The sequence below is a fragment of the Pseudomonas sp. Q12-87 genome (assembly GCF_001269755.1).
In the GTDB taxonomy this organism is placed as follows: domain Bacteria; phylum Pseudomonadota; class Gammaproteobacteria; order Pseudomonadales; family Pseudomonadaceae; genus Aquipseudomonas; species Aquipseudomonas fluorescens_S.
On sequence record NZ_LHVI01000014.1, the window covers coordinates 78,215 to 93,946 of the forward strand.

Sequence of the window (15,732 nt, forward strand, 5' to 3'; positions counted from 1 at the left end):
GCTGGGCGTCAGTCATTTGTGACTGGCGCTCAGTTTGGTGTAGGTGACTTTCCCGCCTTCATTGGAGTAGCCCTTGTTATCCAAAGTGTAGACGCCGGCCTTGAAATAGAAGTCGTAGCCCTGCCAGGACTTGTCCAGCATCACCTGTTTGCCACTGTTGCCGATCAGCACCGAGAGCTGGCCTTGCTTGTCCATTTGCAATGTGTACGAGAAGGATTTATTCAACGGCACCTTGGGCACGGTATAGATCACCGGGCTTTTCTTGTCCTTGGGTTTGACCCGGTATTCCACGTCGATATTGCCGATGCCCTTTTCGTAGCGGTACACCAGCTTCAACAAGGGCGTCGGTGCATCCTTGGCGTGGATCTGCGCCACGACCACGCGGCCTTCCGAAGGCACCTGGTTCACCGACAATTCGCCCTTGAGCGTGTTGGTGCCGCTGTTGTAGCGCCAGTTGCGATGTTTTCCGTCTTTGCTGGTTTCCCGCAGTTCGGAACGCGGGTAGTCGCTGTTACCGGTATGGGAGCCGGTGACAGGTGCCCAAAAAACGATCCTTTGGCCGTTATTGTCGAAATATTTGTTATTCAAACTCGGCATGGCTTTGGTCGCCACGACCTGCGCGGGCGTTTGCACCGGCAGGGTAACGCTCCAGACAGTGACGTCAATCATGATGAAACCTCCAACGGGACCGGCCGTTATCTGGCGGCCTTCAAGACAAGGAAATTGCCTTCCGTGGCGTAGTTTCATGCTATCGACGGGAGTCTGTTTCGCTGGAGGCCCAACTGACGGATGGCTCTGCGATGAGCCTCTAGGGCCCTTGAATGGGCGAGATGACGTTGTGTCTTTTTGTTGCTGATCGGTTAGAGTACGCGCCGCCCGAGAGATGGATCCCGGGCGTTTATCCATGGAGCCTCAAATGAATCACTTCAGTAAAGTCGTTGCCGCCACACTGTTGGGCCTGGCCCTGGCGGGTTGCACTGGCGCCCCGATGAAAACCCAGCAATACGACAGCAGCCAATACACCGTTGTCGGCCACAGCGAAGCGTCGGCCACCGGCCTGATGCTGTTCGGCTTGATCCCGATCCGTCAGAACAGCCGTTTCGTGCGCGCCCAGACCGCAGCGATCCAGGCCAAGGGCGGTGACGCCATGATCAACACCCAAGTCCAGGAAAACTGGTTCTGGGCCTGGGTCCTGAGCGGTTACACCACCTCGGTGTCCGGTGATGTGATCAAGCTGAAGAACGTTCAGTAAGCAGTGCCGTACAGGTAAGTAAGCTTACCTGTGGCGAGGGAGCTTGCTCCCGCTGGGCTGCGTAGCAGCCCTTTTTATGCGATTGCCGCGCAATCGAGCGGGAGCAAGCTCCCTCGCCACCACAGCCAATCCTGGCTAACGTCCTCCCACCACCATATGACTGAACGGCGCCACATACGCCTGCAACGTCACCAGCCCGCCCACCAGAATCGCCAGCACCACCGAGTGGAAAAACACGTAGCGCAGGATTTCCCCTTCGTGGCCGTACCAGCGTGTCGCGGTTGAAGCGACCACGATCGACTGGGCATCGACCATCTTGCCCATGACCCCGCCGGAACTGTTCGCCGCCGCCATCAGCACCGGACTGATTCCCAACTGTTCCGCCGTGACCCGTTGCAAGCCACCGAACAGCACGTTCGACGCCGTGTCCGATCCGGTCAGCGCCACCCCGAGCCAGCCCAGAAGAGTGCCGAACATCGGATAGAAAATGCCCGTCGCGGCAAAGGCCAGGCCCATGGTGGCGTCCAGTCCCGAATAACGCGTGAGAAACCCCAACGCCAGCATCGCCACGATGGTGATCAGCGAGTAGCGCACCACCCAGAGTGTTCGCAGGTACTGGCGCAGCAGTTGCGGGATCGAATAACCCATCAGCAAACCGCCGAGAACGGCCGCCAGGAAGATGCCGCTGCCGGTCGCGGTGAACCAATTGAACTTGTAAATCGCCTCTTCGGTTTTAGGCTGAGGCACCACCGGCGGGACCTTTTCGATCTGCTGGTGCAGGGTGGTGAAGGTCAGCAGGGGTGAGAAGATCGAATTCGCCTCGCGCATCGGCTTGCCTTGGGGATCAAGCTTGGCCGATTGGGTTTGTGGGTCTAGCGCCGGACGGGTGTCGAACAGGTTCTTGAAGCCTTGGGTGCCCCAGGCGAACACGAACACGGTGAGGATGATCCACGGCATCCAGGCCCGCAGCACCGCAGGTTTAGCATCGCCGGCGAAGGCACCGCTGGCCACCGGTTCCTGCGCCTCGCTGGCGTCGATCTTCGAGTCATCGTGGCGCCCCGACAGCGCGGCGGAGGTGTGCACCGTGGCTGGTTTCCAGACCTTGAGGAAGCCGGTGAGACAGGCCATGGAAATCAGCGCGGCGATCACATCCACCAGCATCGGGCCGTGGTAGTTGGAGACGAGGAATTGCGGGATGGCAAAGCTGACGCCGGCCACCAGGATCGCCGGCCAGATCTCCAGCATCTTGCGCCAACCGGCAAAGGCCCAGATCAACCAGAACGGCACGATCACCGAGAAAAATGGCAACTGCCGGCCGACCATCATCGACAGCTCCATTTCATCCAGCCCGGTGACCTTGGCGAGGGTGATGATCGGCGTACCGAGGGCGCCGAACGCCACGGGCGCGGTGTTGGCGATCAAGGCCAGGCCCGAGGCCGCCAGCGGCGAGAAACCCAGCCCGATCAGGATCGCCCCGGTCACCGCTACCGGCGTGCCGAAACCCGCCGCGCCCTCGAAGAACGCACCGAAACAGAAGGCGATCAATAGCAATTGCAGGCGCCGGTCGTCGGTGATGCGCGCCAGGGAATCCTGCAGCACTTTGAACGAACCGTTCTCGGTCGTCAGCCGGTGCAGGAAAATGATGTTGAGCACAATCCAGCCAATGGGCAGCAAACCGTTGGCTGCGCCATACAGCGCCGCCGACCCGGCCATGCCGGCGGGCATGCCGAAGGCGAAAATCGCGATCAGCAAGGCCGAGGCCAGGGCCAGCAACGCCGCCAGGTGTGCCTTGATATGAAAGAACGCCAGAGACGCCAGCATCACCACCACCGGGACCGCCGCCAGAAACGTCGACAGCACCGCATTACCGAAGGGATCGTAGACTTGTTGCCAGACCATGTTCCACCTCTGCTTTTTATTGTTGGAAGTGCAGGCCCCGGGGGGATTGGCAGAAAAGTATAGGCGGGGATTGGCGCGGCCATGTGGATCAGGTAATGCCCCGTGGCGAGGGAGCTTGCTCCCGCTGGACCGGACTGGCGCCTGCGAGCGATGTGGCGAGGGGATTTATCCCCGATGGGTGGCGAAGCCGCCCCAAGAATCTTGTGTCGGTAGAAAAAGCCTGGGCCTGCTGCGCACTCCATCGGGGATAAATCCCCTCACCACAGAGGGAAGTGGTGTGCCGGCTAATGCGTGCGCTCGCTTTCTTCCTGGCGAAGCTCACGGCTCAAGCCGTCGCAGCTTTGCGACCAGTCGGTAAGCCAATCGGGCATCGCCGGGGACTGTTCGGCCAACCCTAATTCACGAATGAACTCACCCGGCGCAATCGTGCCTTTGGCCGAGCGGAACAGGCCGCGCATGATCACCACCCCGACCATGCGCCCCTGGCTCATGAAGCGGTGCTCCATGAAGGTCCACTTGTCGTCCCAGCCGAGCATTCGGGTGTGCACCTCGAAGGCCTCGAACAGCTTCAACTCCCGGCGAAACTTGCCCCAGACGTCTCCCACAATCGGCACCGCGCGGTTGCGCAACGCCACTTTATAAGCGCCGCTGCGCAGCACGTAATCCATGCGGCCCACATCGGCCAGAGTGAAATAACGCCCGTTGGTGACGTGGCGGTTGAGGTCCAGGTCCAGCGGCCAGACGCGCATGCGCACCACAGTGGTGTCCAGGGGCGCCGTGGTTTTGCGCCAGGGACGACGAAACAGCATTAGCAGAAGTCGGAACCAGAGATTCATAAATGCGCCATGGGAGGGGAAAACGGCGCACTTTAGTCCCCGGCGCCGGGTGCGGGCTAGGTGCGTAAATGACGATTTTCACGGCAATCGCGCATTTGAGGCATGTTTGGGATGTTGGGTCCGTGCACAGGCTGATGTGGCGAGGGAGCTTGCTCCCGCTGGGTGGCGCAGCCGCCCCAAGAGTCTTATGCCGAAACATAGCGCTTGGGCCTGCTGCGCAGTCCAGCGGGAGCAAGCTCCCTCGCCACGGGGATTGATGTTTGGCTCAATTTCGGGGGCTGCCTGTAAGGCCGTCATCGCGAGCAAGCTCCCACAATTGGGTTGGGGGTGTCCTGCGTATGATCGCCATGACAGATGCCAAAAAGAGCTGAGTCAGAGCAACCCTATATCTGAATACACACACACCTGTGGCGAGGGAGCTTGCTCCCGCTGGGTGGCGAAGCCGCCCCAAAATCTGTGCCGGAACAAAGATATCGGGCCTGCCACGCAGTCCAGCGGGGATAAATTCCCTCGCCACAAGAGCGATGCATTATGGCGACGGGTGAGCTTCGACGTTGTCTAGTGCGCGGTTCGCCAGCAGTCCGCTCAGTTCGATCAGTTGCTGGATGCCCAAGGCAAAGTGGCGTCGTGAACCTTCAAGCTCAAAGGCCAGGTCACTGACCATGACATTGGCCGAGGCCAGGGTTTCGCTGAGGTTGGCGAGCAGGCTTTCGGTGTCGATGTCCTTGACGACCGTAAATAGCTGCCCGTGAAGGGGATCCGCTTCGCACTTGTTAGGTTTGGGCTTGAGGTAGTAGTCAAGGGCGCGCTCGGCAGCTTCGTCGAGTTTCTGGGTGTTGGTTTTTTTGCGCGGTGAAGTCGGATCGGTGTCCGGTGGGTTGGGCGTTACTTTGAACATAGATGAATCTCCAAATCTTAAAAGGAGAGCCATCACCCTCGCTACCAAACGAAGGGTGGCGGCCATACGCGGGTTGGTAGACCGGTGACTTGGAGAACCGGCGCGTCCGAGGACGCCCTGCGCATGACCGCCATAAAAAACAGATACCAAAGGGCCTCTGTTAGAGGGGCTATGCGACAAGTCAAAGCCGGGCTACCAAACCCGATCGCTGATTCTCAGCGACCCGGAAACGATAGAGCCCAGCCCCATGGCGCACAAGCCGGCGGATTCTGGCGTAGTGGTAGGTAATGACGCAAGACAACGTAGCCGGAATCAGAGCAATCCTACATCTGGATAAACACAGCCCCTGTGGCGAGGGGATTTATCCCCGCTGGGTCGCGCAGCGGCCCCAAGAATTGTGCTGGTACAAAGAGCTTGGGCCTGCTGCGCAGTCCAGCGGGAGCAAGCTCCCTCGCCACGGGGATTGATGTTGGCTCAATTTTGCGGGCTGCCTGTAAGGCCGCCATCGCGAGCAAGCTCGTTCCCACAATTGGAGCGGCGATGTGCAGAGAATGTCAGCCTTTCGCCGCCATCGCCGTCACTTCCACCCGCATTCCCTCGACTGCCAGCGCCGCCACGCCCACGGCGGCGCGAACCGGCCACGGTTTGGCGAAGAAGCGCTTGTAGACTTCATTGAATGCCGCACGATCCGCCATGTCAGTGAGGTAAATGGTCAAGTGCAGCACGCGATCCATGGAACTGCCGGCGCCCTCCAGGGCGGTCTTGAGGGCTTGCAGCGTGCATTCGCTCTGAAGCGTGATGTCACCCAATTCCAGGCTGCCGTCGGCGTGGGTGGGGATTTGCGTGGAAACCAGCAGGCCGCCGAAACCGGCGACGTCGGAGGAAATGGAGTCCGCATCCGGATCTGGAATAAACGTGATGTCTGGGTTGCTCATGCAAAGCCTCGTGCTGGAAAAGAAAAAGGACCGCCGCAGTTTACCGTCCATTGCTGCGTCGTTCCTGCATTCCTTTACTCGTGCGCTCCCAGCCCGTTGTTTTGCGCCAGCGCCTGGATGTAGGCCTCAAGCGTCAGGGTGCCGTGCACGACGTCGTCGCCCACGTCGAAGCCACTGTCGAGGCTGACGGCGCTCATGCGCGCATAGGATTGCGCCGCAGCAGGGCTGAAACCGAGGCCCCGGAAGGTGCTTTCCCATTGGTCCCTGGGTATCACCTGTACCTCGACCGGTCGGCCGAGCGCCTGGGAAAAAGCCTGCGCCACATCGTTGGGTGAGTACAGGTGAGGCCCCTGCACGTTACGCACGCCAACGTCATCAACCGACGATAGCAACCGCGCGGCCGCCACTTCGCCCAGGTCCCGGGGCGCAACCATGGGGAAGGCCAGGTCGGCTGGAAACAGCGTGGGCAGCTTGCCGGTCTCGCGCACGGTATCGAGCAGGCTGTCCCAGTTACTCATGTAGTAAGCCCCGCGATTGATCGCCGCCGGGATCGACTGCTTGCGCAGCCCTTCCTCCAATTCCCACAAGACGCTGAGATCGCCGATACGCTCGCCGGGTTGGGCGCCGGCGGTGGATTGCACGACGATTTTCTCAAGGCCCGATCCGTCGAGTGCGGCCAGGATGTTGGCGACCGTGCGCCGTTCCACCGCATCGGTATCGGTACTGGGAGCAGCCGGCGGATTGAGAATGAACGCCCTGCGCCCGAGCCGAAAGACGGCGCGCAGCGACTCGACGTTTTCGGCGTCCGCTTCGACGATTTGAGCGCCCCTGGCGCGCCATTCGGTCGCGTGGGTGGCGTTGCGGGTCATGATAATCACGGCATGCCCTGGCGCCAGCAAGGCTCGGGCCGTGGCCGAGCCAACGTGGCCTGTGGCGCCCATGATCACGTACATGGCTTTATCTCCCAAAGTCAAAGTCCGCCCTGGGCCGGACGGTGGGGTGTCATTGCCGGCTCAAGGTGCGGTTGCGCGCCGTTCAGGCGTGCGGCCAGCTGTTGTGCCTGTTCCCATCCCAGCGCGGGTTCCAGCCAGTCAAGCGCATCTTCGGCACTGAAGGCCAGTACCCGCTGCCGCTGGTTGGCGATGTCGCCATACGTCACCAGGGCCAGGCCGTCACAGCCAAACGGGGTCTCGCTGGCCTGGGCCAGGGCGGCCAGGAAGATCGGGGCCGACTGCCGGGCGGTCGTGTAGGTGAGGCGTTGCGCCTGAGCGGGCGAGGCGGGAGCTTGCGACTCATACCAACCCTCCACGGCGACCAGTACGCGGCCTTCGTGCTTGATGGGGTCGAAGACCTTGGAACGCATCACCAGATGCAAAGGCAGATGGGTCAGCGGCGGCATCGTTCCGACCGACCAGATCGGCGACCAACCCCAGCGAACCTTGATGCACTCCAAGTGCCCACCGCGACGGCGAATGGCGCTGACCTGCATGTTTGGCTCGATCAGGCTCTGGCGGTCCTGGACCCTGGACGGTGTTGTCACGTACAGGTCCAAGGGCGTCACGCTTGCACCGCAACGACTGCCGGGCGTGTCTCGCTGGGCGAAATACGCCAAGGAGTCTTTTGAAGAAACGTGCTGAACAAGACGGTCACACATAACGAACTCCCGGCAGTGAAACGCAAAGCATTCTTGATGTACCCGCCGTTCAGGCCGCGACGGTCGAAGCGCGTCATCGGGGCTTTCAGCGGTGTCATGTAGGTCCGAGCCGTGGCGAATGGCTTGGTTCGAAAATCCTTGCGGCGGGGGGACGAGTGGGCAATGGGGTGAATGCACTATCGCCTTTCGCGAGCAGGCTCGTTTCCACGCTGTTGTGCATTGATGAAATCCACAAAAGCCCTCAACGGCGAGGGCAGGTAGCGGCGGCCGGGGTAGTAGAGGAACGGTCCGGTAAAGCGCTGCCACCAGGGTTCGAGTACCGGCTCCAGGACGCCGCTGTCCAAGTAGGGGCGTAGCCAGTCCTCGAACAGGTAGACGATGCCCAACCCATCCACCGCCGCTTGCACCGACAGGTCCACCGCGCCGCCGATCCGCACGATCAACGGGCCGCTGGGGTCGACACTTACCGTCTCACCGTTGCGCTCATAGTCCCAGAGCGGCAACGCGCCGCTGGGGAATTTGCCGCGCAGGCACGCGTGTTGGAGCAGATCCCGCGGATGCTCGGGCCGGCCCCTGGCGTCCAGATAAGCGGGCGAGGCGGCTGTTGCAAAGCGCTGGAATCTTGGACCAATGGGGATGGCGATCATGTCCTGCTCAAGGCGTTCATCGTAACGAATACCGGCGTCGCACCCAGCCGCGAGCATGTCGACGAAGCTCTCCTCGGCGACCACTTCCAGGCGAATATCTGGATGGCTCTTGAGAAACGGCGTGATGATCGAAGGCAGCACCAGGCGGGCGGCACTGACCGGCACGTTCAGCCTGAGGGTGCCTGAGGGGCGGTCGCGGAAATCGTTGACCACGTCCAGCGCCGATTCGACTTCGCCGAGCGCCGGCACGATGCGCTCCATCAACCGCGCACCGGCCTCGGTCGGCACGACGCTGCGCGTGGTGCGGTTGAGCAGGCGCACGCCCAGACGGCTTTCCATGCGCCTTACGGCATCGCTGAGGCTGGAAGCGGATTTGCCGCTTAGCCGTGCGCCTTCACGAAAGCCGCCCGCATTGACCACCGCCACGAAGGCCAGCAAGTCTTGTATATCCGTCGCCATTGTTCTCTCCGTCGTACAGCCCGTGCTGATTGCACCTGATTATCAAGGGAATGGTCAACGCCTATAGTCGGCTCAATCATATTGATCCAAGGGGCACGACATGAACATTGCAGGCAAGGCAGGCACTTTTTTACTGGGCGACCGCACGGTCAATCGCATGGGTTACGGCGCGATGCAGTTGGCGGGGCCCCAGGTCTTCGGACCGCCGAAAGATCCGGCGGCCGCCGTCGCCGTGCTGCGCGAAGCATTGGCGAGCGGGGTCAACCACATTGACACCGCCGATTTCTACGGGCCCCATGTCACCAATCAGCTGATCCGCGAAGCGCTGCACCCTTACGCCCAGGACCTGGTCATCGTCACCAAGGTCGGCGCCGTTCGTGGCGCCGACGCGTCCTGGAACCCGGCCCACAGCCCAGCCGAGTTGACCCGTGCGGTCCACGACAATCTGCGCAACCTGGGCGTGGAGGTATTGGAGGTCGTCAACCTGCGGGTATGGGGCGATCTGCATTCGCCCACGGAAGATTCCATCGAGCAATCGTTCACAACGCTGGCCGAGTTGCAGCGCCAGGGCCTTATCCGCCACCTGGGCCTGAGCAACGTCACGGCAGCGCAGGTCAAGCAGGCCCAGGGCATTGCCCAGGTGGTCTGTGTGCAGAACCACTACAACCTGACCCATCGCGACGACGAACAACTCATCGCTGACCTGGGCCAGCAGGGTATCGCCTATGTGCCGTTCTTCCCCCTGGGCGGCTTTACACCGCTGCAATCGGAGACCCTTTCCAGCGTGGCGGCGCGCCTGGAGGCGTCACCGCTGTGCGTGGCCCTGGCGTGGCTGCTGCAACGTGCGCCGAATATCCTGCTGATTCCCGGCACATCGTCCTTGGCGCACCTGCGGGAGAATCTCACCGCGAGTGAGCTGAGCATCCCCGCACCGATGCTCGCCGAGCTGGACGCACTGGTCTAGGCCGCCAGGAAAGCCAACGTCTCGCCATCTTCCGGTATCAACAACCGGCCTGCGACGTTGGCCAGCGCGGCGCTCCAATTTGCAGCGGATGTTCAAGGCACTGAAAGGGCTTACGCCGGTGGCGTACCGGTGTAAATTCGGGCGTGTGTGACGCCGGTCAACCAGTCGTCTTTTCCGTTTCGTTGCGATGGTGTTCCTGCCAGTTGTCGACGGGGCGGGCACGGTCTTCGTTGAACATGTCCGTGAGCAGCGCATTGGCACGCCGAAAGGCATCGTGGCGGAACTTGAGGTCGTCTTCCGGCTGGGCGACGATTTCCTCCAGCATCTTGAGGTTCAGTCGGCGGAACTGATCCGCCCGCTCGCGCGCTTCGTAAGCCCCGACGCCCATGTGCTCCAGCGCACTGCGACCCAATGACAGCGCACTCTCGAAGGTTTCCCGCTCAGCCGCCTCCACGCCCATCTGCCGAAGGATGATGAGGTGCCCCATGTCCCGCGCCCGCACGATCAACTGCAACGCGGGGAAGTGCTCCTGGGCCAGGCGGGTCAGCGTCAGGTTGTCTTCTCGATCGTCGATCGCATTGATCAGCACCACCGCTTGGGCCGCGCCGGCTGCGTGCAGCAAGTCGAGGCGCGTGGCATCGCCATAAAAGACTTTCACACCGAATTTACGCAGCGTCTCGATGTTGTCGGGGTCGTGATCCAATACCACCACCTCGACGCCGCAAGACATCAACAGACGTCCGGCGATCTGCCCGAAACGCCCGAACCCTGCGATGATCACTCGTGGATTCTGCTGGTCGACGAGGTCGGATTCGCGTTTGTTTTTCTTGGCGACGGACTCGAAGCGCTCCAGCAACACGATCAGCAAGGGCGTCAGGCACATGGACAGGGCCACCGCCAGGGTCAGGCTCTTGCCCCATTGATCGGTCAAGATGCCGGCCACGGTCGCCGCGCCGAACACCACGAAGGCGAATTCGCTGCCCTGGCCCAGTAACACCGCCTGCCAGGAGCGCTGGGCGGCGGGGACGTTGAGGAACCGGCCCGCCATCTTGATCACCAGCAGCTTGATCAGGATGAAACCCAGGGTCAGGGTGATGACTTTCAGCGGTGCGTTGATCAGGGTGCCGAAATCGATCGACATGCCGACACCGATGAAGAACAGACCCAACAACAGGCCTTTGAACGGTTCAATGTCGCTTTCCAGCGCATGGCGGTATTCAGAGCTGGCGAGCAGGACCCCGGCGAGGAACGCGCCCATGGCCATCGATAAACCGGCTTCTTCCAGCAGAAAGCCAAAGCCGAACACCAGGAAAAGCGCCACGGCACTGAAAATCTCCCGCAAGCCTGACCGCGCTGCGAAGCGCAGCAGCGGTCGCGTCACGTAGCGTCCCAACAGTACGACGATGGCGATGGCGGCGACGATTTTGCCAATCGATAGCAACAGCGCCGTGCCCGAAGGCGTGTCGCCGTGGGCCGACAACAACGGAATCATCGCCACCAGCGGAATGGCCGCGATGTCCTGGAACAGCAGCACGGCGAAGCTGCTGCGGCCGACGGCGGTGGCGGTCAGGTTGCGTTCGTTCATGGCCTGCATGGCGATGGCCGTGGAGGACAGGCTCAGGGTCAGGCCGACCAGCAGCGCTGCCGTCCAGTTCAGGCCCAGGGCCGTGCAGAACAAGCCAATGGCAGCGCCACAGGCGAGCATCTGCTGGGCACCGCCACCGAACACCATCTTGCGCAGGGCCCAGAGCCGTTTGGGGTCGAGCTCGAGGCCGATGATGAACAGCATCAGCACCACGCCGATTTCAGCGAACTCCAGGATCGCTTTTACATCGGTAATCAGCTTCAGCCCCCACGGGCCGATGATGCACCCGGCCAGCAGGTAACCCAACACCGGGCCCAGGCCCAACCGGACGGCGATCGGCACGATCAACGTCGCCGAGCCCAGGTAAATGAGCAGTTCAATCAGGCTGTGCGTCTCCATTTCAATCTTCCTTCCAGGCGGCTAGGCGAGCGCCATAGTGTTCGATTTGTGCGTGTTGGGCGTCAGGGTCGGCGGCATAGGCGCCATGCACGACCACCGGCTCCAGCCAGCGCATGCCACAGTAAATGGCCGTGGCGTGAAGAGGTTGGGCCAGCGCCGAAAAATCGGGGTAGTCGCCGATTGCAAAATGCGCGTGATCGCCACCGGTGGTGACGGTCCACAGCAAGCGCTTGCCTTTGAGGGCAACGGCGTCTTTACCGTAGGCCCAGCCGTGGGTGAACACCTTATCGATCCACAGTTTCAGCAGGGGCGGTGCGCTGTACCAGTACATTGGGTGCTGGAGGACGATAAGCTCTGCTTGTTCCACCGCTCGCTGTTCCGCCTCGACGTCGATATCGAAGTTGGGGTAAAGCGCGTAGAGCGAACGTATGACCACGTCCGGGTTGGTCGACACTCGCTTGAGCATCTGCTGGTTGACCCGCGATTTGTCGGGGTAGGGGTGCGCATAAATGATAAGAATCATCGGTGAATTCCTTGGTTTGGCTCCGTCGATTCCTGTCTGTCGTGAGCGCGAACGATGGCATTGGGTCGAGCGATACAAACAAGAGCGCCTTCCCGGAACAGGGTCCAGGCCGGAAAAGCCGGACATCCTACCGAGGAAGGCGCTGAATGTTTAGAGCGGATCGGTACATCGGGCACTTCAGTCAAGCGGCAGCGAGACCCTGGCCTCCAATCCGCCACCCCGTCGATTCCTCAGGATCAGCGTGCCGCCATGCTCCAGCACTGTCGCCCGCGCCGCCGACAGGCCCAGCCCGACGCCGCCGGTGTGCTTGTTGCGAGAGCCTTCGATGCGAAAGAACGGCGTGAATACCCGCTCAGCGTATTCAGGGGCGATGCCTGGGCCTCGGTCCAGGATGCGAATGACCACTCGGTGGGCGTCGACCTCCAGCCGGATGGCCGGTTCGTGCCCATATTTTATGGCGTTGTCGATCAGGTTGATCAGCGCTCGCTTGATGCCGATGGGCCGACCCACATAGACAAGGCGATGGGCGCCGTCGAAGGAAACCTCGATGCCGGCATCCTTGAGATCGTCGACAATGGTGTGCAGCAACTCGGCCAGGTCGAAGGCGGTGGCGGTTTCCAGGCGCGCATCGTCGCGGAAGAACTCCAGGGCCGAATTGACCATCGCCTGCATTTCATCCACGTCCCTGAACAACCTGGACTGTTGCTCGGCGTCTTCGATGAATTCCCCGCGCAGGCGCATGCGGGTCAATGGCGCCCGTAAGTCGTGGGAAATAGCGGCGAGCATCTGCGTGCGGTCCTGCAGGTAGTGTTTGAGCTGGGCCTGCATGGCATTGAAGGCGAGGATCGCCTGGCGGATTTCGTGGGGCCCGATGACTGGAATGGGTGGCGCCTGGTGATCGACGCCAAAGCGCCTGGCGCCTTCGGCGAAGTGCTCCAGGGGCGCGGCCAGGTGCCGCGTAGCGATCAGGGCGACGCTCAACGTCGACAGCAGAATCAGGGCGATGATGATCAGGTTGCGTAACCATTCTTCTAACCCCCAGCTGCGCGATGGCACCGAGAACATCAGCCACGAATGGTCGCTCAATTCAATGATCGCAGCGTACTGACCACCGGGTTGACTGTCCGGCCAGTCGCCCGGCTCGTAGACTTCTATCCTGGCGTCCGGCCGGCCCAGTTGCTGGCGCAGGAAGGCCGAACCTTCGTTGAACTCCGGGTCGTCGATCACCGGCAACCGGGCATCTTCGTAGTGCCGCAACCATTGCGCGTTGAAACCCCGGTCGCTGGCGGCCATGGCGACGCCCGGCCTTTGGGACGGTGCGACGGAATCAACGATGCGCGTAATGGCGGCGGCCTTATCCATCAGGCCGGTTTCCATCAGGGGAGGGCGCGCCCAAGCACCGGCCAGCAGGCTGAACAGCTCATTGAGGGCCAACAAGGTCAGCATGGCGACCAGTGTGGTCAGAGCGATCCAGCGCGCCACCGTGTCCCGCGGGCGAGGCGGGCCCGGGCGTGGCCATTTCATCGTTTCACCACGTGGGGGCTGAACAGATAGCCGCTGTTGCGCACGGTGCGGATCATCGACGCGCCGGTGACATCGGTTTCCAGCTTGCGCCGCAGGCGGCTGACCTGGACGTCGATGCTGCGGTCGAAAGCGTCGAAGGTTTCCCCGCGTGCCAGATCCAGCAACTGCTGGCGGCTCAGCACACGGCGCGGATGCTCGGCAAATACCAGCAGCAGTTCGAACTCGCCGGTGGACAGCGGGATCATGACTCTTTCCGGCGAGCGCAGTTCACGACGGGTGACGTCCAGTTGCCAGTTTTCGAATTCCAGGATCGGCCGCGAAGTGTCAATCAGCGAGCCCCTGGCCTCGCCGGTGCGCCTGAGCACGGCGCGCACCCGGGCCAGCAGCTCCCGCGCGTCGAAGGGCTTGGTCAGGTAATCGTCCGCGCCCATTTCCAGGCCGACGACACGGTCGCTCAACTCGCCCATGGCGGTGAGCATGATGATGCCGACCCGATGTTCGGCCCGCAGGCGCTGGCAGAGCAGCAAGCCATTGTCCCCGGGCAACATGACGTCGAGGATGATCAGCTCCGGCATCCGCCGCTCGACCGCCTGCCACAGCGCGGCACCGTCGGCCGCCACTTCCACGCTATAGCCGTGTTGTTCAAGGAATTTGCGCAAGAGGGCGAGGACTTCGAGGTCATCGTCGACCAGTAGTAAATGGCTCACGGCGGGCACGCAGGATGATGAATACAGGAGGCGATACTAGGGGCAATCCATGGCCTGAGTCATATATTTCAATGCGGAAATAAAGTTGCGGATGGGCAATGTTCTGGAAATCTTCGGGCAAAAAAGCAGCGGCAGGATGGCCTCGATGCCAGTCAGTTAAAAACCAGCCCTACACCAACCCCGTGGCGAGGGAGCTCGCTCGCGCTGGGTCGTGGAGCCGCCCTAAAAAAGCGATGAGCGCTTCGCACTCAAGCGGGAGCAAGCTCCCTCGCCACGGGGTTCGGTGTTCGGCTTTTAACCGGCATAGGCAACACCTCACTCCTCGCTGAGATAATCCCGTATGCCGATTCCCAAGCCTGCTTCGATGTTTGTTCGACCCGCCGTTGTGGTTGTCCTGGCTGCCCTCACCAGCGCCTGCACCAGCACGCCACCTGCTACGGCGGGGGCTTGCGAAAGCGCGACCTACACCGTCCACGATCCCGCAGAACCGGTCAACCGCGGTATTTTCGCCTTCAACCGGACTGTGGACGACTATGTCTTGGCCCCCGTTGCCCGTGGTTATCTCAAGCTCCCGGAGTTCGTGCAGGCCGGCGTCCATAATTTCGTCGCCAACTTCGGCGAACCCAAGGTGTTCATCAATGACCTGCTGCAAGGCAACGCTCAACGCTCGGTCAATACCCTGGGGCGTTTTGCGATCAACACCACCGTCGGCATCGTTGGTTTGATCGATGTGTCGGGCAAGCTGGGCATCGAGCGGCACAAGGCTGATTTTGGCCAGACCTTCGGCGTCTGGAACATCGCCTCCGGCCCGATCGTTGAGCTGCCGCTGCTGGGCAGCAGCAACCTGCGGGATGCGACGGGCAAGGTGGTGAGTTTTGCCGTCGACCCGTTCGGCGACAACAGCGATACCGTCGAGACGCTGGGCACGGTCAATACCGTAGGCGGGATAGTCGACGGCCGCGCCGAGGCGTTGCCGCTGACGGATGAGTTGCAGACCCGGCCGGACTACTACTCGGCACTGCGAGACGCGACAGCACAACGGCGCGCCGATCTTGTCGCCCAGGGCAAATTGGGTTCGGCGGTCAACGCCGAGTGCCCGGATGGAAAAACCGCCAATGAATAGCGATGTGCTGGTGTTGCATCGGCGAGTCAAAATCATCGGCCAGGGCTCGCTGCATTGCCGGGAGCTTGAGCTGCGGCTGGCGGAGGATGGTCGGCATGTCTTGCTCAGTCGCTACTTGGAGTTGTACCGCCAGGAGCAACTGGGCGAGTGCACGGTCGAGCATTATCGAGTGCCCCTGGCGAGCATGATTCGCTGGATGGTCCACAACGGGGAGCGGGGCGGCGCTGAATCGCTGTGCCAGGGCTGAATTGGAGGCTTCATGAGGTAAAAGACATGAAACATTTTCACATAATTGCAGGGTAATTATGGTTGTACGATGTCGTATGA

Annotated in this window: 16 protein-coding genes; 4 read left to right on the plus strand and 12 right to left on the minus strand. The window is 61.6% G+C overall.

From position 1 onward, the window contains the following. Positions 1-12: 12 nt before the first annotated feature. The gene (locus tag AD663_RS09500; RefSeq protein WP_003180162.1) at positions 13-669 is read right to left on the minus strand and encodes a polysaccharide lyase family 7 protein; all 657 of its coding nucleotides are present in this window, start codon (positions 667-669) and stop codon (positions 13-15) included. 247 nt (positions 670-916) lie between these two features. Here AD663_RS09500 and AD663_RS09505 point away from each other — a divergent pair, with 247 nt between their 5' ends. Continuing rightward, positions 917-1,252 carry a hypothetical protein gene (locus AD663_RS09505; protein ID WP_003180164.1) on the plus strand — a complete coding sequence of 112 codons (336 nt, stop codon included), beginning with the start codon at positions 917-919 and terminating at the stop codon, positions 1,250-1,252. A 135-nt stretch (positions 1,253-1,387) separates the two neighbouring features. Here AD663_RS09505 and AD663_RS09510 read toward each other — a convergent pair whose 3' ends face one another. The 7 genes from AD663_RS09510 to AD663_RS09545 form a co-directional block, all read right to left on the minus strand. Beyond that, positions 1,388-3,151: an L-lactate permease gene (locus AD663_RS09510; RefSeq protein WP_053213609.1), complete on the minus strand. Its 1,764-nt coding sequence runs from the start codon at positions 3,149-3,151 to the stop codon at positions 1,388-1,390. 284 nt (positions 3,152-3,435) lie between these two features. After that, positions 3,436-3,987: a thioesterase family protein gene (locus AD663_RS09515; protein WP_053213610.1), complete on the minus strand. Its 552-nt coding sequence runs from the start codon at positions 3,985-3,987 to the stop codon at positions 3,436-3,438. Between the two features lie 529 nt (positions 3,988-4,516). Then, the gene (locus AD663_RS09520; protein WP_053213611.1) at positions 4,517-4,885 is read right to left on the minus strand and encodes a DUF6124 family protein; all 369 of its coding nucleotides are present in this window, start codon (positions 4,883-4,885) and stop codon (positions 4,517-4,519) included. A gap of 554 nt (positions 4,886-5,439) precedes the next feature. Beyond that, positions 5,440-5,820 (minus strand): RidA family protein, encoded by a 381-nt coding sequence (locus AD663_RS09530; protein WP_003180173.1) that lies wholly within the window; start codon positions 5,818-5,820, stop codon positions 5,440-5,442. Positions 5,821-5,894: 74 nt separating this feature from the next. Next, on the minus strand, positions 5,895-6,773 hold the full coding sequence (locus AD663_RS09535; protein ID WP_053213613.1) for an NmrA family NAD(P)-binding protein: 879 nt from the start codon (positions 6,771-6,773) through the stop codon (positions 5,895-5,897). A gap of 17 nt (positions 6,774-6,790) precedes the next feature. Further along, positions 6,791-7,474: an SOS response-associated peptidase family protein gene (locus tag AD663_RS09540; RefSeq protein ID WP_053213614.1), complete on the minus strand. Its 684-nt coding sequence runs from the start codon at positions 7,472-7,474 to the stop codon at positions 6,791-6,793. Between the two features lie 176 nt (positions 7,475-7,650). After that, positions 7,651-8,580 carry a LysR family transcriptional regulator gene (locus AD663_RS09545; protein ID WP_003180178.1) on the minus strand — a complete coding sequence of 310 codons (930 nt, stop codon included), beginning with the start codon at positions 8,578-8,580 and terminating at the stop codon, positions 7,651-7,653. A 100-nt stretch (positions 8,581-8,680) separates the two neighbouring features. Here AD663_RS09545 and AD663_RS09550 point away from each other — a divergent pair, with 100 nt between their 5' ends. Further along, the gene (locus AD663_RS09550; RefSeq protein ID WP_053213615.1) at positions 8,681-9,544 is read left to right on the plus strand and encodes an aldo/keto reductase family oxidoreductase; all 864 of its coding nucleotides are present in this window, start codon (positions 8,681-8,683) and stop codon (positions 9,542-9,544) included. A gap of 157 nt (positions 9,545-9,701) precedes the next feature. Here the strand turns inward: AD663_RS09550 and kefC are convergent, their stop codons facing one another. The 4 genes from kefC to AD663_RS09570 all read right to left on the minus strand — a co-directional run bounded on the left by kefC (position 9,702) and on the right by AD663_RS09570 (position 14,282). After that, positions 9,702-11,528, minus strand: coding sequence for a glutathione-regulated potassium-efflux system protein KefC (gene kefC / locus AD663_RS09555; protein ID WP_053213616.1), 1,827 nt, complete (start codon positions 11,526-11,528; stop codon positions 9,702-9,704). Between the two features lies 1 nt (position 11,529). Then, positions 11,530-12,051, minus strand: a complete 522-nt coding sequence (kefF, locus tag AD663_RS09560; RefSeq protein ID WP_003180183.1) for a glutathione-regulated potassium-efflux system oxidoreductase KefF — start codon at positions 12,049-12,051, stop codon at positions 11,530-11,532. A gap of 177 nt (positions 12,052-12,228) precedes the next feature. Then, positions 12,229-13,575 carry an ATP-binding protein gene (locus AD663_RS09565; protein WP_003180185.1) on the minus strand — a complete coding sequence of 449 codons (1,347 nt, stop codon included), beginning with the start codon at positions 13,573-13,575 and terminating at the stop codon, positions 12,229-12,231. Beyond that, positions 13,572-14,282 carry a response regulator gene (locus tag AD663_RS09570; RefSeq protein WP_003180186.1) on the minus strand — a complete coding sequence of 237 codons (711 nt, stop codon included), beginning with the start codon at positions 14,280-14,282 and terminating at the stop codon, positions 13,572-13,574. The genes AD663_RS09565 and AD663_RS09570 overlap by 4 nt, the downstream gene beginning before the upstream one ends. Before the next feature lie 340 nt (positions 14,283-14,622). On the opposite strand from AD663_RS09570, the gene AD663_RS09575 reads away from it, so the two are divergent. Then, the gene (locus tag AD663_RS09575; protein ID WP_003180188.1) at positions 14,623-15,405 is read left to right on the plus strand and encodes a VacJ family lipoprotein; all 783 of its coding nucleotides are present in this window, start codon (positions 14,623-14,625) and stop codon (positions 15,403-15,405) included. Then, the gene (locus AD663_RS09580; RefSeq protein ID WP_003180190.1) at positions 15,398-15,652 is read left to right on the plus strand and encodes a hypothetical protein; all 255 of its coding nucleotides are present in this window, start codon (positions 15,398-15,400) and stop codon (positions 15,650-15,652) included. The genes AD663_RS09575 and AD663_RS09580 overlap by 8 nt, the downstream gene beginning before the upstream one ends. Positions 15,653-15,732: the final 80 nt, after the last annotated feature.